This is a genomic window from Sulfidibacter corallicola (genome assembly GCF_017498545.1).
GTDB classification, from domain to species: domain Bacteria; phylum Acidobacteriota; class Holophagae; order Acanthopleuribacterales; family Acanthopleuribacteraceae; genus Sulfidibacter; species Sulfidibacter corallicola.
This window is the reverse complement of record NZ_CP071793.1, coordinates 7,139,951-7,162,847: the sequence shown is the minus strand read 5'-3', so window position 1 is coordinate 7,162,847 and position 22,897 is coordinate 7,139,951. Positions and strand designations below refer to the sequence as shown.

Here is a 22,897-nt window from a genome sequence, read left to right as displayed (position 1 = left end):
CGGGGACGGGTCGGGTGCGGCGCCTTCGTCACCACGGTCGCTGGGCCGGGCCATGAAAGGCGGGGCGATCGCCGTCCGGCAGCCCCCCATCCTTGCTGGCGGCGTGCCCCAATCGACAAACCGAACGGTGGATCGGCACGCCCACGAGTTCCTCGCTCCCCGCAGGCGGTTCCTTTGGATCCTTCTCACATTGGCGGCGACCCTGCCTCTCGCCGGCCAGGAAACCAAGCCGCTGGTCCAGCGGTTGACGCGACCGCATCCCGTATTGCAAGCGTCCGTGATCCTGCAGGACGAGGCCGGCTTTCTGTGGTTGGGTCAGATGGAGGGTCTGTTGCGTTACGACGGCCACCGCCTGATCCACTACCGCCACGATCCGGTCGATCCCACCTCGCTCGCCTATAACGAGGTATCCTGCATGTTGCAGGATCGCGACAACCAAATCTGGGTGGGTACCAAGGGCGGATTGCACCGGTACGATCCCTGGCGCGACGCGTTCCAGCGCGAACTCCAGGGTACGGATCCGCGATCGGTCGACTTCAAACGGAGCAACCGGATTTTCAATCTCGCCAACGCCCGCGACGGCGGCATCTGGGTTGGCACCGACGCGGGACCCTTCCACTTCGATCGCACCACCCGTGCGTTTTCCGCCGTCACCCTGCCCGATTCGATCCCGCCGTCGACGCGCATCAAGGACATCGTCGAGGACGAGAAGGGCAACCTCTGGGTCGGGCTCAGCCGCCTCGGCATGGTGCGCCGCGATCCGGAGGGTCGTTGGACCCGCTACGGTGCACCCGACCACCGACCCGAAGCGCTCACCCATCCCGATATCAACGATTTGTTTCTCGACCGCCGGGATGGGTTATGGGTCGGCACCGCCCAGGGTTTGAACCGCTACGATCCGGCGACGGACACCTTCGTCCAGATCGGCGACGAGCCCGGCCTACCGCCGTTTCTCGCGGATGGGCCCATTACGCGATTGTACGAATGTGAGGGCGGGCATCTGTGGATCGGAACCCACGAGGGCCTGATCCGTCTCGGCCCCGACAGAAAGGGCTACACCCTGTTCCAGAACGACCCCACGGATCCCGCCACCTTGCCGGGCGGGCGCGTGCATACGGTCATCGCCGATCGTTCGGACATCATCTGGGTCAGCACGCGCGACGGCACCGCCAAGATCAATTCCAAAACCGAGCGATTCATCGCCTTCCGCAAACAGGCCAACGATCCTCACAGCCTCTATCAAAATTACGTCGGCCCCATCGCCGAGGACGGCGACGGCAACCTCTGGGTCAGCCTGCTTTTCACGGGCCTGGACCGGTTGGACCCCAAGTCGGGCCAGTTCGTCCACTACCTGCACGACGCCAACGACCCGACGAGTTTTCCCACCCCGGAAGTCTTCTCGATCACCATCGATTCGAAAGGAAAGCCCTGGTTCGGCACCACCTTTGCCGGGCTGATGACCTACGATCCGGAAACCGACAGCTTCCATCGCTTCCTGAACTTTCCCGAGGATGCCCGCTTCCCACAGCCCTGGGCGATCATGGAGCTGTTCGAAGATTCGCTGGGCTTCATCTGGTGCGGTACCAACGGCAAGGGTGCCAGCTTTTTCGATCGCACCACCGAGCGTTTCTATTGGCTGGAGGATCTGCCCGACGCCCCCTACTCCCTGTCGCGTGGATCGGTGCGCGCGATTGCCGAAGACGCCCAGGGGCGCCTCTGGCTGGCCAGCCTGCAGGACGGGGTTTGCCGTCTGGATCGCAGCACGGGCGAGCGCCGCTTCTACCAGCACGACCCCAAAGATCCTCACTCGCTTCGACACGATTCCATTTACGACATCGCCGTCGATCCCGCAACTCGGGTATGGTTCGGCAGTTCCGAGGGCCTCAGCCTCTACCTCCCCAACGCCGACGCCTTTCGTCATTTCACCCTCGAGGACGGCCTTCCCGGCCAGGAGGTCAAAGGGATCGTGGTCGACGGCCGCGACTACCTCTGGCTTGGCACCAACACGGGCCTGTGCCGCTTCAACCCGACCACCGAAACCTTTCTCAACTTCGACAGCGGCGATGGACTGCTCAACGACGACGTGGGCGAGCAGTGCTATTTCCGCGGCCGCGACGGGACCATCTTTTTTGGCGGCTCCCGCGGGTTCAATCAGTTCGATCCCATGGATCTCCGTCCGAACCTCCAACTTCCCAGCGTGGTGTTCACCGATTTCAAGCTGTTCAACCGCTCGGTGGCGATCGATCCGGTGAACGGGCCGTTGCGCGGTCACATCAACCAGGTCGACACCATCGAACTCAGTCACCTGCACCCGGTGTTCGCCTTCGAGTTCGCCGCCCTGGAGTTCACCGATCCCGAGGAAAACCGCTACGCTTTTCAAATGGTGGGCTTCGACGAGGCCTACCGCGAGCTCGGCAACAAGAACGACGTGACCTACATGAATCTCGATGCCGGCACCTACACGTTTCGGGTCAAGGCCGCCAACAACCACGGTGTCTGGAACGAGACGCCGGCCGAGATCCAGATCCGCATCCACCCACCCCCGTGGAAGAGTTGGTACGCCTATTCGCTCTACGGCTCGGTGTTGCTGGCATTGGGCTGGAGCTACATCCGTTGGAATCGCCGCAAGCTGACCTACGAGCGCGAGGTGGTCGACAAGCTTCGCCGGTTGGACCGTCTCAAGGACGAGTTCCTGGCCAATACGTCCCACGAGCTGCGCACGCCGCTCCACGCCATCAGCGGCCTGGCCGAATCGCTGCTGGACGGCGCCGCCGGGATCCTGCCCGGGGAGGCCCGCCAAAACCTGGCCATGATCCACAGCAGCGGCAAACGATTGCTCCACCTGGTCAACGATCTTCTGGATTTTTCGCAGATCAAGCACAACCGGCTGTTGTTGCACTACAGCCACATCGACCTGCACGGCCTGACCGAGGTGGTGCTCAACCTCACCCGCAACTTGACCACCGGCAAGGATTTGGCGCTTCGCAACGAGATTCCGCTCGACCTGCCTCCCATCCCCGCCGACGAGAACCGCATCCTGCAGGTTCTCACCAACCTGGTGGGCAACGCGATCAAGTTCACGACATCCGGTTCGGTGGTGGTTGCGGCCCGCATGGTCGAAGCGTCCGGCACGGCGCGAGCCCAGGTGGAGGTCAGCGTGACCGATACCGGGATGGGCATTCCCGCCGAGGCGCTCGACCAGATTTTCGAATCGTTCGAGCAGGCCGACGGATCCGAGGAACGCGGCTACGGCGGTACCGGTCTGGGATTGGCGATCACCCGTCGTCTGGTGGAGCTGCACGGGGGCGTCATCGGCGTGGTTTCGGAACTGGATCGCGGCAGCCGGTTCTGGTTCCGACTGCCGATGGCGGGCGACCCGGAGCGAAAGGCCCTAGCCGAGACGGCCATGCCTGTCCAAGAGCGTTCCGAAGCGCCGGCTGACGGCGAACTCGAGGTCATCCTGCAGGGCGACGTGGCTGCGTTGTTGCCGGGCTCGACGGACGACCAGGTCCGTCTGGAACTGCCGGAGCGCCGCTTTCGGGTGCTGATCGCCGATGACGAGCCCGTCAATCGCCAGGTCTTGCGCCAGCAATTGCACGCGTTCCGCTGCGACATCAGCGAAGCGGTGGACGGCGAACGGGTGTTGTCCGAAATCGAAACTCACGCGTTCGACCTGGTGCTGCTGGACATCATGATGCCGCGGCTCTCCGGCCTGGACGTCTGCCGGCGGGTGCGCGAGCGGTTCTCGCCGAACCAGTTGCCGATCATCTTCCTGACGGCCAAGAACCAGGTCGGCGACGTGGTCACCGGCTTCAACGTGGGCGCCAACGACTACCTGGCCAAACCGTTCTCGAAGGAAGAACTGATTTCCCGGGTTTGGCTGCATCTCAAGCTGGCCGGAAACCACGCGGCGGTGCAACGGCTCCGCACCCAGATCGCGAGTGACCTGCACGACGATATCGGCGCCATGTTGACGCGCCTGTCGATGGCCTCGGAGTGGGTCAGCCAGGCGCCGGGCCTGTCCCAGAAAGCGCAGGGCAAGGCACAGCGGATTGGTGAGTTGTCGCGATCGGTGGTCCGTTCGTTCAGCGACATCATCTGGTCGATCGACGCCCGCAACGACACCTCGCAGCACCTGATCGTCAAACTGCGCGAAACGGCCCAAATCCTTTTGGGCGAGATGGACTGGGACATGGAAGTGCAGGGCAACGCGGCGGAACAGGCGCACATTTCGCCGGAGAAGCGGCGCCACCTGTACCTCGTCTTCAAGGAAGCGCTGAACAACGCGGTCAAGTACGCCCAGGCCACCCGTGTGCGGATCCACATCGTGCACGACCAGGATCAGTTCAGCATGGTGGTGCAGGACAACGGGATCGGCTTCGATCCGGAGCACCAGAGCGCGGGTCACGGGTTGCGCAACATGGCGATGCGGGCGGCGCGCATCGGTGGCGAGCTGGATATCGACGGCAGCCAGGGCACCCGCGTCACGCTGAAGTCACCGCCTCTGTAATGATGGGTGGAGGGTGGATGTCCCAACGCCGATGATGTAATTTCTTTACCACTGAAGGTAAGGGTGTTGCTAGATCGGTGCTGAAGGTTTTACGTGTAAGTCTTTTTTTACCACAGAGTCGTTGCCCAGGCCGGGGGCCCGGGTTTCAGGTGGGTAACTAATCGAAGCGAATCGTTTGGGAGTTCCCGCATTTGTGAGAGGGGCGTCGTTGCAGTAAGTTGGCCCGCCGGGCCGACCCAGGGCGCCGGGCCGACATTTTTCGAAGAACTCCCCGCACATCCGTCTTTTTAGGTTTTTATCTTTATCTTCGAGCTTTACAGAGTTTGTTACATAAGAGCCGCGAACCAGCGGGCACACCCAACTCGATTTCGAGAAAGAAACAGACCACCTGATTTCTCGCGAAGGGCCATGGGTCGTTCATCCGAAAAATTTAGCAGAAACCCAGAAACATCGGAAACCAGGAAAGGACCGGAATTGGTACACATCATAGTCCTGCTTTTCCTGGTTTCCATCATTCCTACCTTCCTGATCAAGATTTGACGATGGCAAGACCCAGCTCAGGTTGAATACACCACTTTGTTTCAAGAGAGTTCCCAGAGCACCCGGAGATGAGCGCGAAGCGCCGGAGGAGGCTCTGGTTGCCATATCCCCGGAAGAGTGACCCAGGTGGTTTCTTGGAAGTGGCTGAGGAGATCGACCCTCCCTTAACAGGGAAGAAACACTTTATCGGCTTCTAGGAGCGCGACCACTTTGTCCACGAATTGACACGAATCAAAGCATGTCCACCGAATCATTCTCGCAATACCGCCGGCCCTTCGAATAGTTTGGAATAGGGGTCCGATGTCGCTTTTTTTAATTCGTGTCAATCGGTGTGATTCGTGGACAGACTTTTTTAGCCAAAGATGAGTCCGAAAGAGGCAGTTTCTTGAAAGTACCCGGAAATCCCAAAGGACACATTTTTACCAAGAAAATCAACCGTCGAATCGATGGAACTTCGGCGAATGGTGACTTCCAAGGTTTCGGGAGGGAAAAATTTCAACATTCTGAATGCCGACGACTCCGGTAAGGAAGAAGGTGAATGTTTCGCAGATGAATGGGGCCTCCGGTTCTCTCTCCGTGATCTTTGTGGACTCTGTGGTAAAAAAAATCCGTCCCACCACGACCTGGCCTGATCGTGAACAACCCTCCATCAACCGAAAACCGCCGAGATCGCCGATGCCACCCTTTTGCTCCCGGTGCATGGCTCATGGTTTTCCCTCTCGGCGGCTCTCTTGTGCGATGTGCCTCGTCTCAGGTTGGCGACGCCGCCCGGCCACGGCCTCTTCGGACCGCGAATCGTGACTCACGTGGTACCAGCAGGCGTCGACAACAGCTCTTTCTACAATGTATTAAAAACGATAGCCGACACCGATACCGACGACCAACGGATCGATATCTACGTCCAGCGTGTCCAGGATGCCACCCGCTTCCAGCTCCAAGTCGGCGTCGGTGGCGATGTCGATGTATTTCAAGTCCAGGTTGAATACCCATTTTTCAGTGAGCTTGAAATCGACACCGAGGTTTCCGGCCAATCCGAAGGAAGAATCGAAATCGATGTCCGATACGCCGAGCCCCTTGAGATCGTCGGAAATGTCGTAGTTGTAAAACAGGGAGTAGTTGATGCCCAGACCCGCGTATACGTCGACCGCTTTGTCTTTCCCGAAGTGATACTGCAGGGTCAGCGTGGGCGGCAGGACCCATACTTCACCGGCATCGGCGCCACCCAGGGCACCGCTCTCGGTGCTGATGTCGTGGGGCGATGTGGCCGCGATGATTTCCAGACCCCAATTCTTGTTGAAAAAGTAGGTGAGGTCCACTTCCGGGACAAAGGCATCATCGACCGTTACGTGAGTCCCCGTGGTCAGGATGTCGGAGGAATCATCGTTGGGTGCCACGTTGATGAGGCGCCCGCGCACGAGGAAGTCGCCGTCACCGGCAAATGCCAAAGACGCGGACAGGGTTACGAACAGGATTGCAAGATATTTTTTCATGCAGAAACTCCCAAATGGATCGAAGATCGGCTTGATTGACTCAAGCGCCGGCTCCCAGGAGCAACGCCGATACCACCCGTCACGTTCGGCGTAACTAGCTTGATACAAACAACTAAAAAATTTCACCGAGCGTTTGTTAGGTTTTTTGCCACCCCGCAGCAGTGGAAAAAGCCGCTTTTTGCGCGATTTTTCGCTATCGAACGGTGTTCGCTCCCGGGTTTCACCGCGATTGACCCTTCACGGTCGTCGCGTAGTCGATGAATCGACCGAGCACGGTTGGCTCGGTGGCGTCGACTTGGTGCGGCATTTCCGCACCGGCGTTCGGTTTTGGAAAACGGCGATTTGACCGGTTTCTCGGCCGGTCCTGAAGCGATGGCACCCCCTCCCCCGTTCATGAAAAAACGAGATTGAGACAAGGGCTGTCAATAACTTTTGAGAAAATGGTTTCGTTGGACGTGGGACCAGGCTTTCACCAGCGGGCGGAAGCTCGGTAAAACGAAAATAAGAAGTAACATTTTCGATTTTAATGCTACCAAAATAAGTCTTTTTGATTATAATAAGACGTCTAATGATCGAACCAAGGCGTCACCACACCGTCTTTACGTCATTTGATCACAACAAGAAAATCAAAAGGAGCCGCGAGGCCGGGTTGAAAACAAACATCGAGAAAAATACATCTCCCACATAAATTTGAGCATCGCAACCCCGACGGTCGCTCCTTCGAGGAACCCCATGCGGAGCTTTTTCAAAACGACCCTCTGATGCCGGAGTCATGTCTCCTCTGGATCGAATCATTCAGTTATTCGACATGCGCTCACCATGACCGCCCACATCCCTAACTGATCCCCCGCGATCCGCACCCCGCCCAAAGGGGTTTTCCGGTGTGTCGGTTCTCCGAACCGCATGGTACCGCTGCGGCCAGGCTACGCCCCGCGCCGCCCCCATTTATTTGTCCACATTTCGAAGGCCTTTTCCGCTTTCCCGGAAGAAAGGTCTGTCGCCGAGGTCTGCCTTCATGTTTTCTGCGCTTCTCATCCTAAGTCTGCTTTTCGCCACTTCTGAAACGGAGGGCACTTCTCCCCGGGAGTCCCAACGCTTCGCGGAAGAATTTCATATCGGTACCATGGGGTTGACGATCGAGAACCCGGATCAGGTGCTGCTGCTTGGCGGTGCCGAGGTCGACCCGGTCGTTCAGCTTCGCTACGACGGTGATCTACGCGCGGGCATGACCCTGCGCGCCTCGCTCACCGGGCCGGGTAACTTCGTCGAACAAACCTTTTCGGTGCCGGCCGCGGACATGGCCATCACCCTGCCGCGGGCACTGTTCACCGAAGAAGGGCCCTACGTCCTGCGCGACGTCCAGCTTCACTACGAGGGCGAAACCCTCACCCTCGCCAATCCCAGCGAAGCCACCATTCAGGTTTTGGAAGAGCTGATCGTCGGCCGCGTGGAGGTCAACGAACTCTCGCGCGAAGACCTGCAAGCCCTCGGCTACGCCTTCAACGAGGACGACTTCCGCTCCATCAATTTCAACCTGTCGCTGATCGTCGGATCCAACGAGGTCGATGTCGACGTCCCCGTCCTGCTGCCGCGCAACGAGCACAGCTCCTTCGAGCCCAAGGTGATCGTGGACCCGATCCAACCCTACTTCCGCAGCTTCGTCGTGCGCGAACCGCTGGGCGGCGGTTCCGGTGGTGGCAACGGCAGTTCCGAGACCACGCCCATCGCGACCGAACGCTATCTGATGAGCCTGCTGGTCATCCCCGGCAAGTTCCACTACATGAAGAACCACTTCAACCTCTCGGCCATCGTGCTCAATGCCGCACCCGATGGGTTCGACGTCCGGGTCACCGACCTGAAATCGGAGATCCGCCTGCCCGACGCCACGCGTTACGGTGTCCCGGTTCAATTGGCGCCAGGCGGCGATCAACAGCTTCGTCGCGACATGGTCAATCTGGGCGAGGACGGCGTCGCCGCCACCGAGGACGATCGCGCCGACATCGCCGGCGGCGAGGAAGCCGTCGCCGAGTACCTGCTGACCGGCGAGATCTCGGGCATGTACGAGGTGGCTGTCGACATCACCGGCGAAGTCGCCCTGCCCCAAGGCACCGAAACCGTGCGCACCTCCAGCGTCGGCACGGTCTACGTCCGCAGCCCGGAATTTTCGGTCACCTTCGAACACCCGGATGCCGTCGCCGAGGGTGAACCCTACGACCTGTTCATGCACATCACCAACGTGGGCACGGTGCCGTTGCAAAGTTTTTCGGTGAGCCTCGATCCCTTCCGCCTCACCGGGGTCGAGATCGAAAACGGGTGGAATCCCAACCAGACCCTTCCCGACCTCGCCCCCGGTGCCCAAGGCACGCTCCACTACCGCATGCGCTCGCTGGTGAACGGCAAGGTGATCGCTTCCTACTACCGCGTCGAGGGCGGCGTCGACCGCGCGCTCCAGTTGAGCGTCGGCGTCTCGCCCCGCGGTGAGCGAATTTCCCCGTACGTGCTCAACTTCCCCGCCGAATTCGATCAAATCGAAGCGGCCCTGCGCGAGCCGCTGAAGCGCTACGCCAAGGCCCTGATGGACCTGGCCCAGATGGCCGACGACGAATTGCCGGTCGGCCTGGCCCCCCTGCCCGGCGCGATCCCGCGCGCCTACAACGAGGGTCTGGTGCGTGCCGTCCAGGGCGCCGCGTTCGGCAACGATCTCGACCAGATCCACGCCCAGTTGTGGGCCCGGACCATGCGTTCCCAAAACGACCTGCCCGAAATGGACCGTTTCCGCCGCCACACGGTACGGTTGGGCGAACCCGACCTGGATGCGGCCTTCGCCACGGTGCTGTCCCAATTCGCCGATGGCCGCAGCGCCACCTCGTTGCTCCAGTTCCTCTTGCGCGAAACCGAAGGCACCCCGGGCCTGTTCCTCGGTCTGATCGAGAGTGACCAACCCCTCGATGTCACGATCCGCGACGGTCGCGGCGCCGTGATGGACAGTCAGGGTGCCCGCGACATCCCGTTCGGTGGCCTGTTTCCGCTGGGATCGAACCGCCACCTGGTTTGGCTCTCGAACCTGGAGGCCACGCCGCGCCTTTCGTTGACCCCGCAGTCGCCCGACACGCCGGCCAACATCCGCGTCCTCGCCACGCTGACCAACGTCCACACGGCGACGACCGCCACGGACACCGACGACGAATACCTCGCAGATACCGAGGCCCTGGATCCCCACGTCACGCGATTCTGGGACAGCGGCACCCGTTCGATGACCACCTTGATGGAAGTCGGCTTCGACCTCGATCGGAACCTGATGCAGCACGTCAGCGACGGCAGCGACGCGTCCACCACTGCCTCCGCGTTTGCCGAAACCCCCTTCGCACTCGCCGGCGTGCAGCAACTCACGCCCCGCCACAACGTGGCCGCCGATGTCTACGGTCGCGACCTGGTGTTCCGCTTCACCAAACCCCTGGACCTGACCGCATTGGGTGACCTGGGAGATCACCTCGAAATCAACGGTGAGCCCGTCGCCGCCGCCGTCCTTCAGGACGACGGCCGCATCCTGACCGTGGCCGCCCACATGCCGCTCGGCCCCTACCGCACCATTCACTACAACCTCCGCAATCTCACCGCCGTCGACGGCACGCTCCTCGAAAGCGCGTCGGGAACCCTGGAAGGGTCCACCTTTTTCAGCGGGGTCACTGTCGCTGGCCGCGTCGCCGACCGCAACGGCACCGATCTCACCCAGGCCCAGGTCTTCCTTTGGCAGGACCTGGTCGACGCCAACGACCAAGGCACCAGCTACGAACACCGCAATGCCGTGATTCTGCATACCGTCGCGCCCGATGCCGACGGTCGTTTCGGTTTCGACTTCGTCCCGTTCTACCCGTTCAGCGCGGTCTGGGACGACTACCAGGTCCCACCCGACAACCCCGCGTGGGACCGGCTCAGCGAGGCCATCCAAAGCCTGCGGAGCTTCAAGATCGGCATCCTCTTGCCTGACGGCCGTTACCGCGAGGAGACCTTCCACCCCCAAGCCGTGGGCCAGGAAGTGGAGACCGAATTCGCCTTCCTCCAGCAAGGCGAGATCTACGGCCGCGTCCAGCACGAGGACGGTCGCCCCGTCGCCTACACCCCCGTCGTCCTCAACCCCCAGACCAGCATCTACGGCACCCAGGTCACCGAAACCGACGCCGACGGCCGCTACCGCTTCACCGGCGTCGAAGTGGGCCAGGTGCTGATCAAGACCCAGTCCGAGGACGGCCACATCGGCATGCGTGGCGTGTTTCTGACCCAGAACACCTCGCCCCTGGAAGTCAACATCGCCTTCACCGAAGGAGCCGGCACCATCTCCGGCCGGGTCACCACCCTGATCGACGGCGTGGAGACGCCGGTCGCCGACGCCTGGGTCGGCTGGGCCGTCTACGGCACCAACCCGCTGGAGTTCCGCGCCCAACCCAACTGGGTCAGCGGCTTCCCCTACACCCACCTGACCCGCACCGACGGCGACGGCAACTTCCTGTTCGCCAATGCACCGGTCGGAACCGGTACGCTTTGGAGCTACCGCCGCGATCTCGGCCTGCTGCAGGCCACCGCCAGCCTGGTCGCCGATCAAGCCGTCGCGCAGAACCTGGTCTACATCGACCACGCCGCCAAAACCGGGTCCATCAGCGGCCAGGTGGTGGACCTCAACGGCTTCGCCGTCGCCAACATCAAGGTCGCCTGCCAGAGTCGCTGGACCGTCGCCGGCGCCGACGGCCGCTTCACCCTGCGCGACATCCCGCACCTGCCGTCCACCTACGTCGCCGCCCATCGCAAAGACCCCGTCACCGGCGACATCGCGCTCTACGGCGGTGTGCGTGTCAGCCTGACCGAAGAGACACCCGACATCGCCGGCCTCGAAATCGTCGTGCGCCCGCCCTCGCGGGTCAGTGGTCGCTACCTCGATGTCGCCAACCAGCCGATCCCGTTCTCCCCGATCTACAACCCCTCCACGGGTGAACTCAAGGGCCGGCCCTTCGCCTACACCGACGGGGCCGGTAACTGGAGCGGCGTGCTCTTCTCCGGTGCCGAGAGCCCGACCCCGATCGACAACGCCGGCGTCGGAGCGCACGACTTCACCGGTCTGCGTCCGCCCGTGATCGCCCACACCCACACCTGGGTTCCCCTCACCGGACGCGAGGACGTCATCGTGCGGGAAGAACCCCAATCCGAGTTGGTCGTCCGACTCGTCGATGCCTCTGGCTTTCCCGTCATCGGCCGCGTCACCGTGACCGGCTCCCTGCCCGACACCAGCCAGAACGGCCCGGGCATGCCGATCGAGGACTCGGTCATCTACAGCGTCATCACCGATGGCGAGGGCCGGATCCACCTCGACCGGCTCAATACCCGCGAAACCACGGTTTGGGGCAGCAACCCGCTGCTCGGCGAAACCGAGAAGTACACCTACATCCCGACGGCGCTCGCGCCTGGCGAGGATCCCCGCGAGATCGTGCTGGCCTTCGCCGGAGAGGCCGAGCCCAGCAACCTCTTCGGCCGCATCTTCGACGTCGACACCACCTCGCCCGCGCCGCAGGGCACCATCGTCGAAGCTTACGTCTCCGGCGTGCGCGCCCGCACCACGGTCGACGAAGAGGGCTGGTACCGCTTCGAAACCCTCGTTGACTCCCAGACCAAGAAGGTCGTCGACCTGCGCGTCTACCATCCCGACACCCAACACCTCGCCATGGCCAAGATCCAGCTCGACCGCGACCTGCGCTTCCGCCACGACCTGATCCTCAACCGTCGCGGCACCGTCCAGGTCCGGGTCGTCGACCACGACGGCACGCCGGTCGACTACGCCGGCATCGAGTTGGTCTACCCCGACCTGATCACCAACAACACCGACGATCCGTTGACGCAGCGGCGCGTCGCCCGCACGCTCCAACTCACGCCCAGCCAGCCCGTGGCCAGCTTCGACTTGGTGCCCGTCGGCACCATCACGCTGGCCGCCAACGCCGGCAACGGCCTGATCGCCGCCGAGACCTTCGGCCTGCCCGCCGACGGCGAACCCGTCGAGATCACCTTGCGGCTCGAGCGCGCGGTCACCGTGAGCGGCCGCTTCATCGACCACGCCGGCGACCTGATCGCCGAGGCCGAGGTCGCCCTGCAACGTGAGCGGGACGTTCTGCTTCAGAAATTGACGGGTGCCCTCGGCGCCGCCGACGAGGGTCGTTTCCTCTTCGAGGGCCTCCCCATGCGGCCCTACACCTTGCGCGGCACCGACCCCGCCACCAGCCTCGAAGGCCACCTCGAAGTCACGCCGACGCTGTACCGGCCCAACCCGGACGTCACCCTCCAAATCGACCCCGTCACCCACCTCGACGGCCTGGTCCTCTACGACGGCCAGCCGCTCGCCAACGCCACCGTCGAGTTGCGCCAGCGCGGTCGCTCCCTGTTCACCGGCTCCGACAGCGAGGGCCGCTACAGCTTCACCAACCTCGCGTTGGGCACCTACGAACTCCACAGCTACCACAGCAGCGTCAGTGCACGCGCCCGAGTCAAGGTCCGCCTCGACCGCGCCCACGAAACCACCACCCAGAACCTCGAATACGCCACCATGGTCGACCTCGACCTGCAGCTCCAGCTCGCCGACGGCCGCCCGCCGGCCCGACTCCAGGTCATGTTGCGCCAGGGTGATCTGATCGTGGGCCATGCCTTCACCGACGTTGATGGCCGGGTCAGCTTCAAGAATCTGCCTCGCACTCACCTCAACGTCCGCGCCAAGGACGAAGTCCACCACCACGAGTTGGACACCGACATCGTGCTCACCGACGCCGACGGCGGCCATACCGAGCGGACCGTGACCTTCGCGGGCACCGGCGTAGTGCACGGGTTCGTCCGCGACGAAACCGGCGCGCCCCTGAGCCTGCCGGTTCGCGTCGGCCTCATGTGGTACGGCGGCGGCGAGAGCATGAAGATGGTCTGGGTCGATTCCCTGGCCGACGGCTCCTTCCGCTACAACCGCGCCCCGCTGGGCAAGTCGATCCGGGTCATCGCCACCGAACCGGTCTCGCTTCAGGCCGCCTCGAAAACCGTCCAACTCGACACCCACGGCGAAGAAGTTCTGGCCGACCTGACCTTCCGGGCCACCACCTTCGCTGGCGGCACCGTCACCTACGCCGACGGCACGCCGGTCCCCTACGCCAAGGTCTGGGTCGAGCGCCCGGCCTACATCGACACCCAAGCCGATGCGCTGGGCCGGTTCCAACTGGCGCCGATCGTCACGGGCGAGGTCTCGCTCTTCGCCAAGGATCCCTTCTCGCCGCGCCAGGCCGCGACCCTGCTGGTCACCCACGCCGCCGAGGGTGAAGATCCACAACCCCACCACGACCTCGAACTGCAGCTCGGCGGCGTGGCCGACATCACCGGCACCGTCACCCTCTCCGACGGCACCCCGGTCACCCACGGCCACGTGACCCTCACCATGGCCGGCAGTGAGGCCCGCAAGACGACCTCCCTGTTCGGCGACGGCTCCTACTACTTCCAATACATTCCCGTTGGCGAAGTGACCCTGACCGCCTACGACGCCGACCGCGGCACGACCAGCACCCTGCCGGTCACGATCGACGCCGCCACCGACGGCCAGACCTACACCGCCGACCTCGGCTTCCAGCCCAGCTTCTTCCTGGGCGGCACCGTGCGGGTCAACGGCAGCCAGACGCCGATCGCCAACGCCTTGGTCGAACTCTGGCGTCAACGGGCCACCGGCGCCGGCTACGATCGCGTGTACAGCACCACGACCAGTGATCTGGGCGTCTTCGGCCTCGATCACGTCTATCCGGGCGTCTACCTACTGGTGGCCCAGGACGAGAACCTGGATTACGTGCTCAAGGAGTCGCTGACCGTTCAGGCCGCCGACCGCGAGGACCTCGACCTCTACCTCAACCCCACCGCCTACCTGGTGGGCACCGTGCTGGACACCCGCGACCGGATCATGCCGGGCGGGACCGTGCAGCTCCTGACCACCACCGGGCGCCTGGTCGGGTCGGACATCATCACCGCGACCGGGCAGTTCCGCTTCGACGACGTGCCCACCGGCAACTTCGTCCTCCAGGTCCGCGACGCCTTCATCGCGGTCGAACAAAACGTCACGCTGGTCAGCGGCGCCAACGCCGTCACCGTGCGCACCCAAGCCACGGTCGACCTGACCGGCGACCTGATCTACCAGAGCGACACGGCCCGTTTGGCCACCTGGCGTATCGTGAGCGGGGAACTCTGGCGCGGCGGACACGTCGCCGCCGACGGCAGCTTCTCGATTCCGCGCCTGCCCGTGGGCTCGACCTACCAACTCGAGATCAGCGCGGGCACGTCCCACCGCACCTGGGACTTGGGCGCGCCGACCGACGATTTGAACCTGGGCACGCTGTACCTGGACGGCACCGCGCCGACCATCGACGCGCCCGCCGGCGGCTACACGCTGGACAGCCTGCCCTTCACCGTCACGATCCCGATCGACGAAACCGATCAGGACTCGGCCATCGACCCCGCGCTCACCTATCTCATGACCGGAGGCCTGTCGCTAGCCGCTCACACCACGCTCGAAGCCGACGGGCTGCGGTTCCACTTGGATCAGGTCCCCACCGGTCTCAGCCAGGGAGAGAACACCCTGCGTGTGTTCGCCGGCAACAGCTCGGCAGCCAAGGCCTATCGCGAGGTACCGCTGCACATCCAGCTCGACGGCCCCACGCTGCACCTCTCGCTCGACGTCGGCACCGACAGCGGCCCGTTCCAAATCCAACTGAACGACCAGGCACCGATCGACGCCGTCGACGACCAGGTGTACCTCCACGAGGTTCCGACGGGCACCCACGAACTCCGTCTGCGCACCGCCACCCGCGGTCGGTACACCTCGGTTCAGGTCGATGGCCACCCGTTGACCCAAACCCACTTCCTGTTCCTGCATCCCATGGGCGGCTACCAGGGAATTGTGACCCATCCCAACGGCAGCCCGGCGATCGGCGCCATCGTCCGCGCGGACGGCGTCCCGACTACCACCGATCAGGACGGCCGTTACGTCTTGGACCTGCTGACCCTGAACCGCGCCCACGCCATCACGGTCGAGGCGCCCGGTCGTTTCGGCTACCTGGACGCGCCCAGCCTCCAGCAGGCCGGGGCCATCAGCACGGGCCACGACATCCAGCTCCAGGGCCTAGCTCAGGTGTCCGGCCAGGTGTTGGACACCAACGAGGTCGACGTGATCGCCAACGCGACGGTCACCTTGAGCTATCCCGATCTGCCCGAGCATTTTTGGCAAACCACCCAGGCCGATGCCTCCGGGAACTACAGCTTCACCGACGTCATCGCTCGCACCTTGCGGTTGACCGCGACCGATCCGGTTTCCGGCCGCGTCGGCATCGAAACCATCGAGGACCTGCAACCGGAGCTGAGCCGCACCCAGGACTTGATTCTCGAACCGGCCGGCGCGATTTCCGGTGTGGTGCGCGACGCCCAGAGCGATCCGGTCACGGGCTTCGCCCTCCGCGTGCTTGACAGCGATCAGGTGCTGGCCGAAGTCACCACCGAAACCGACGGCAGCTTCGCCATCGCCAACCTTCCCTACGGCGACTACACGCTGGATGGCGAATCGCAGGCGCTTCTCGTCTACGTCCAGCAGGCGTTCACGCTGGACCGCGAGACCCTCGATCTGGGCGACCTGAGTTTCCAGGTCGATCAGATTCCGGTCGTCGACAGCGTCAGCGTGCCGACCGCCATCAATCCCACGCTGACCCAGTTGATGACGATCCATGCCTCCGACGACCGCCACTTGGCGGAGATCCGGCTGACCTACGACGGCAACCCCGGCCACGTGGACCGCAAGGTTGTGTCGGGTACGAGCGGCTCCTTCAGCACCAGCTTCGATCTGCCGGACGACCTGCCCGAGGGCAACATGGCCTACCGGGTCGAGGTCGAGGATCACTTCGGCCAGATCGGCGTGCACACCGGCACGGTTCAAATCGTCCACGACCTGACCGGGCCGACCATCACCCTCTACGAGCCGACCCAAAACAGCGCCGTCACCGAAGGCGACCCACTGACCGTCGTCTTCAAGATGGCCGATCCGCTCGGCGTCGCCGAATCCTACCTGACCTACGGTAGCGAACGCCTGCCCCTGACGGCTCAGGATTACGATCCCAACACCGACCGCACGACCGTTCAGACCCGCGTGCCCGGGGTCGATGCGGATGGCCCGATCACCCTCGACATCGTCGGGGTCGACGGCCTGGGCAACGAGAGCCGCCTGGCGCTCCAGCTCGACGTCGCCAACCGCAATGCAGTGGACGGGCCGGACGTGACCTTCGTCTCGCCGCTGCCCGACCAGCCGCTTCCGTTCCATCTTGAGACCGGTTTCACGCTCGACCTCGACATTCGCCTGCACGATGCGGACGGCCTGTCCGACTACCGCGTCACCGTGGCCAACGAAGAACTCGGCACGGGCAGCTTGTTCGAAAACGACTTCACCTTCACCGCGAGCTATGTCATCCCCGAGTCGCTGCGTGCGGCGACCTCGTTCGAGGTCACCGTCACCACCCGTGATCTGGGTGGCAACGAAACCGTCCGAACCATTACCGTGAACCGCATTGACGGCACCCGTTTCGATGGGGCGAACCCGCTCGTCCGCACCCGACTCGATGCCCGAGATCTGCCCAACACGGTCATCCTCGACGGTGGCGAGCACATCCTCGACGGCGCTTTCAGCCTCGACAACCTGGTTCTGGTCCAGGGCGCGGTGCTGACCCAAACCACCAGCGACCGCACCGACATCCACCAGGTCGCGGGTTCGCACCTGAACGTGGCCCAGCACCTCGTGGTCGACAGCCGCTCGCGCATCGACGTCTCCACCAAAGGCTTCCAGAACGCCATGCTGTACAGCCCCGACATTGCCGAGGCCGGCCACGGCGGTGCCAACGGTGGCGATCCCTGGCTGAACCCGGGCTCCATCGTCGAACCGACGACCGTCGGTAGTTGGCAGGGCGGCGGCGCCATCCACCTCGAGGCCGGAACCCTCTGGCTCCAGGGCGGTGTCCACGCCAACGGCGTCAACACCGGCAGCCTGTACAACGGCAGCGGCGGCAGTCTCTGGCTGCAGGCCGGCGCCATCCACGGCTTCGCCCGCGTCACGGCCAACGCCTACCCCGAGGGCGAAAGCGCCGGCAGCCAGCTCGACGGCAGCGGCGGGCGTATCGCCATCTGGGGCGATCCGGCCGATCTGCGAGTGGAAGCCTTCGGCGCTCGCGACGGCGGTGCAGGCACCGTGTTCGTGCGTCGTCCCGACGCCACCAAGGTCGACGGCTTCGACGACCGCCTCATCGTGGCCGATCACCCCGACAACTCGGGCCAAAACCAAACGCCGCTGGTCGGCATCCGCGGTGTGCTCGACACCGACATGACCCTGACCCGTGACGTCCCGTTCGGGCCCGATACCGTCGACCGGCTCAGCCTGCCGCGACTCACCGGCTTCGACCGCTTCACCGGCATGTTCGTCTGGGCCGAGGGCACGCCCGAGGTTCGCGGCCGCGTCGCCCGCTCCGAGGGCGACCTGGTCTACAGCGACCCCAACGTCAGCTTCCCCAACTTCCAGCCCGGCGACACGCTGGTCATCGGGTTCCCCTACGATGCGGTCGAAGTCCGCGACGGGGCGACGCTGCTGCAACAAGACACTGCCATCCCGACCGGCCTCGGCTTCCACGACGCCCGCTGGGAACTGCCGGACGGCCTGAACCTGTTCCTGCGCGGTGACGAAACCTTCACCGGCGTCTGCACCTTGCGCGGACAGTGGTCGGCCGATCACTTCCAACTGGATGCGGACCAGATCCTCTACCTGGACGGCAACATCACCGCCAACCAACTCACGATTCCCGCCGACGCCACCCTGGCCTTGGAGGACCGACGCGATGAAGGCGCCATTGCGCTTTCCGCTCCGATCATGGACATCGCCGGGACCCTGACCGCCGTCCAGCGCCTCAACGGAACCCGCCATCACGGAGGCCGCGAGTCCAGAGCTGCCGCGCTGGACGTCGTCAGCGGCTCCTTCTACCGGGCCGAATCCTTCGCCGGCGCCCACGGCGGCCGCGTCACGCTCGACTTCACCAACCTCGACCTGACCGGCACCATCGATGTCAGCGGCCAGGGTAACGCCGGTGGGGGCTCGGCCGGCGGCGCCATCCGTTTGACCGGAACCAGCCTGACCGGCAGCGGCAGCCTGAAGGCCCACGGCTATCGCTACAGTGGTCACGGTGCCGGCGGCGGTCGAATCGCGATCCATGTCGACGACCTCACCGGCTGGACCGGTGCCGCCACCTCCTTCGGTTGGCACCAATCCTCCACCAACTCCGGAAACAAACCCGGCGGCGCCGGCACCGTTTTCTACCGCACCAGCGCATGGCCCCTGGGTCGCCTGGTTGTGGACAACGGCGGCATGCAAAGCGAGGCCGACGGTACCGTGCTGCCCAGCTTCGGCACCCGCCAGGCCGCGTCGACCGGCGACGGCACCTCGATCGGCGGCAGCTTCCCCGCGTACAACGACTTCGCCGGGCTCTGGGTCGCGGTCGACGGCCAGGATCCGGCCCGAGTCGCCAGCCACACCAGCGTGCAGTTGTTGCCCGAAACCAGTTTCCCAGCCGTCACTTCCGGCCAGAGCTACGAAGGCATCTACCAGTTCGACGTGCTCGAAGTCCGCAACGGCGCCACGCTCTACGCTACCGACCGCATCGTCATCCACGGCGAGCTCATCCGCGACGGCGGCACCATCAACGCCGTCGTCGAGGAGCCCGGCGGTTCCGACGCCGTGGTCCTGACCGACGGCGCCACCGAACTGGTGGTCGACGACGGGACGCGCGCCTACGAGCTGGACAACTTCCACCTGACAGTCGACTTCGCCATGGACGTGGACCGCATCACCCTGCGCAACGGCGCCAGTCTGACCTACAAACAGGCGATCCGCGTCGCCACGCTGGAGGCCGACAACGCCACCGTTCTGGCTCAGGTTGCCGGTGAGGGCTTCGCGCTCACCGCCGACGACGTCACCCTGGCCAACGGCAGTCTGTGGACGGTCGCCGATGCCTACAACAACGGCGTCTCCACCGTGTCGTACCCGCTGCGCGCCAGCATCAGTGCAACGCTGAGCGTCGACGCGAGCTCGACCATCACCGTCAGCGACAAACTCAAGAACACCGACTATCCCGTGTGGCACAACAAGCGCTACACCGGCGAGGCGCACGGCGGCTACTCGCGCATGAACCTCACCGAGAACGGCCACCGCGTCGATCACGAGGCTACCGGCTCCTTCATGTTCCCCGCCTGGCCCGGGAACTCCGGGGCCATCCGTCTCCAGGTCGGGACCTTGAACCTCGACGGGGACATCCGGGCCGACTCGGGACGTCGTGCCGGCGGTTCGGTCTGGCTGGAGGTCCAGCAGGGAAGCGGGGCCGGAACCATCTCGGCCAAGGACAATGCCGCCACTTCCGCCGGCGGCGGCGGCCGCATCGCCGTCCATTACGGCAACGACCGGACCTTTGTCGACGCCTGGACCTTCGAACTGGCACCAACCAAGTACAACTCCAACGAACTCAACAACAAAGGTGCCGGCACCCTGTACCTCAAGGGTTCGGCCCAGCAGCATGGCGAACTGATCGTCCGCCAGGATCCCACCCACCTCGAAAGCGACCACGACTTGTTGATGCGTTCGCGCTACTCCGGCATCACCGGACGTCGCGAGATCACCTTGAACGTCGGGGACCGCGACAGCGATCCCCAGGTCATCGACGACGCCGGTTGGACCGACCTGCCGCCGGGAATGGCCGGGATCTGGGCGCGGTTCCGCGTGGCCGACACCGACTACGAAGCCCAGGTTCTGGACAACGGGCCCAACTGGATCCGGCTCGGTCCGCCCATCGCCGGCACCCTTCCCAGCCTGATCCCCGCCGGCACCACGCTGACCTTCGCGTTCAAGATCGACAAGCTGACCCTCAGCCACGGCGCCAGCCTGTTCTTCGACGGGCCCATGGAAGTGGGCACGCTCGACATCGGCACGGACGGCCACACCAGCGGTGTCTGGGCCACCGACCTGATCGGGTTGGGTCCCGAACTCCGCCTGGAGGGCAACCGCAAGTTGCGCCTGATCCTGGAGGAACCGGGCGACGCCTGGCTGACCCGCGACATTCACCTCACCGACAGCAGCCTGGTGCTCGACCGGCCGCTGGAGGTGCGCGACGTGACCCTGGTCAACGCGGCCGTCCAACACTCGCCCATCTGGGATCAGAACCTGCGATTCGGCATGCCGTGGCTCCACCTGACCGCGCGCCACGTCACCGCCGACGCCGGCAGTCGTTTCGAGGGCATCGAGGGCGACGCCTTCTACCAGAACACCAGCACCCGTCACCGCGTCCATGGCGGCCTCTACTCCTCGTCGCAAACGGGGACCTACGGCTCGCTGATGTACCCCGACATGCCGGGTTCCGGTTACTACGCGGGTGGTCGCATCTTCCTGAAAGCGGAGAGCCTGGCCGGCGGGACCTTCCAGGTTCACGGCCGCGAGGCGGGCTCGGGCTCGATCTGGCTCGACGTGGAAACCGTGACCGGGAGCCTGTTCCTCGACGCGGGACTGGGCACCGGTAGGGCCGCCGGCGGTCGGATCGCGCTCCACTACCGCGACAAGAGCGGCGCCACCATCACCACCGACACCGAGGGCACGGTCAGCTCCGGCACCTACTTCCGGCGCGACAAGGACCAAGCCCTGGGGACTCTGGTCATCGACAACGGGCCCACCTCCGGCCAGGCCGACGACCTGACCCCGCTGCCCAGCTTCGATCCCGTCGCCACCACCGGCAGCACCACCCAGGCTTACGATTCGGTCGCCGACCAGACCACGCTCTGGCTCGACGGCGCAACCATCGAACCCTGGTTCGTGGGCTTCGAGTTGGCCGTGAACGGCGCCACCGACACGACCTGGCCGATCCAGGCCATGACCCAGCGGGACGGCGGCACCGAATTCGTGCTGGCCGGCAACCTGCCCAGCTTGGCGGTGGGCGCCCAGATCAGCCCGGTGCTTCGACTGCAGGCGTTCAACCTGTGCACCGACTGCCGCGTGGGTCCGGACACCCTGCCGATCATCGTCACCGGCGGTGGCCTCACCGCCGAACAGAAGCGAGCCTCGGAAGCCGAGGACCGCGACACAGACCCCGAAGAGACAGAAACCGACGATCCTGCCGATCCGATCGAAGATCAACCGTCCGAAGATCTGGAACCCGGGGAACCGATCGAAATTCGCGGCGAAACACTTCAACTCGACCACTTCGAAACCGACCGTGACCTGTGGTTGATCGGGACCCGTCTCGAAATTCGCGGGACGCTCCGCGCCAAGTCGATCCACCTGCGCGACGGCGCCGTGCTCACCCATCCGGTGCTGCCGGAAGGCGTCGAGGGCGGGCTGCGTATGGTGGCCACCGAGCGCATCGAAATCGACGCCAGCTCGCTGATCGATCTCGACGGCAAGGGCTGGCACGATGCCGAGGCTGACCTGAACCCGGCCCACGGCACCTTCGCGAGAGACCTAGGCGAGCACAACGATCAAATTGGGACCTGCTACGATAGTCCGCTTTGGCCCTACCTGCCAGGTCGAGGCCAAGCAGGTGGTGGCCGAATCCGAATAGAGTCCCCGGAAATTGAAATCAACGGGGTCGTCCAAGCTCGAGGTGTAGGTTTCAGCTCTGGCGGCAGCGTTCTGCTGCGGGCCCACACCCTCACTGGCCGCGGCAAAATCGACGTAGCCGGTGGATCCGACAACGATCGGTTTGGTGGTGCCGGCCGACTTGCCTTGCACGTCAATCAGCTCTTCCGATTCAGCGGACAACTGACTGCGGATGTACACGAGCCCATCCGTCGAGCCATCGTGCTGGCCGATCTTCGCGCCGGCAGATTCCGATATGTCGCGGCATACCCTGAAACCGCTCCTTTAACCCTGCCACCACAACTCCCGGAAAGCCTCGAACTGGCCCCCGAACAAATCGGCCAGATCATGTCTGCCCCTAGTGGATTCGCGGTCGACATTGGCCCGGTGAACGCCGACTTGCGCGTCTATCGTGGTCTCTGGCTCCAGAATGGTGTGGAGGCTGCTCGGGTGCGTGACGTCACCCGCATGCCCCAGGGCCACTGGCTCATCCTTCTGGAGAAAAAACTCGAACTCGACGTGATGGGCTGGCGCCTGATTCCTGTGGGCCAAATCCCCGACGAATAAGAACTGAAGGACAAAAAGTGTTGAACTTCAATTGGGAGATTCCACCCAATAGGTCAGCCGCCATATGAACCGATGGTCCAGAGGGCCCTAACAAATAGG

Annotated in this window: 3 protein-coding genes; 2 read left to right on the top strand and 1 reads right to left on the bottom strand. The window is 64.0% G+C overall.

The annotated features are described in order from the left end of the window. Positions 1-103 precede the first annotated feature (103 nt). Positions 104-4,510: an ATP-binding protein gene (locus J3U87_RS22225; protein WP_237377966.1), complete on the top strand. Its 4,407-nt coding sequence runs from the start codon at positions 104-106 to the stop codon at positions 4,508-4,510. 1,388 nt (positions 4,511-5,898) lie between these two features. Here the strand turns inward: J3U87_RS22225 and J3U87_RS22220 are convergent. After that, a complete protein-coding gene (locus J3U87_RS22220) occupies positions 5,899-6,540 on the bottom strand; it encodes an OmpW/AlkL family protein (RefSeq protein WP_237377965.1) in 642 nt (213 codons plus the stop codon). A 1,015-nt stretch (positions 6,541-7,555) separates the two neighbouring features. On the opposite strand from J3U87_RS22220, the gene J3U87_RS22215 reads away from it, so the two are divergent. Further along, complete coding sequence (locus tag J3U87_RS22215) at positions 7,556-22,798, top strand: carboxypeptidase regulatory-like domain-containing protein (RefSeq protein ID WP_237377964.1); 15,243 nt, start codon at positions 7,556-7,558, stop codon at positions 22,796-22,798. Positions 22,799-22,897 lie beyond the last annotated feature (99 nt).

Coding starts and splice junctions, on each gene's coding strand:
- J3U87_RS22215 (WP_237377964.1), top strand. CDS start 7,556: ATGTTTTCTGCGCTTCTCATCCTAAGTCTGCTTTTCGCCACTTCTGAA.
- J3U87_RS22220 (WP_237377965.1), bottom strand. CDS start 6,540: ATGAAAAAATATCTTGCAATCCTGTTCGTAACCCTGTCCGCGTCTTTG.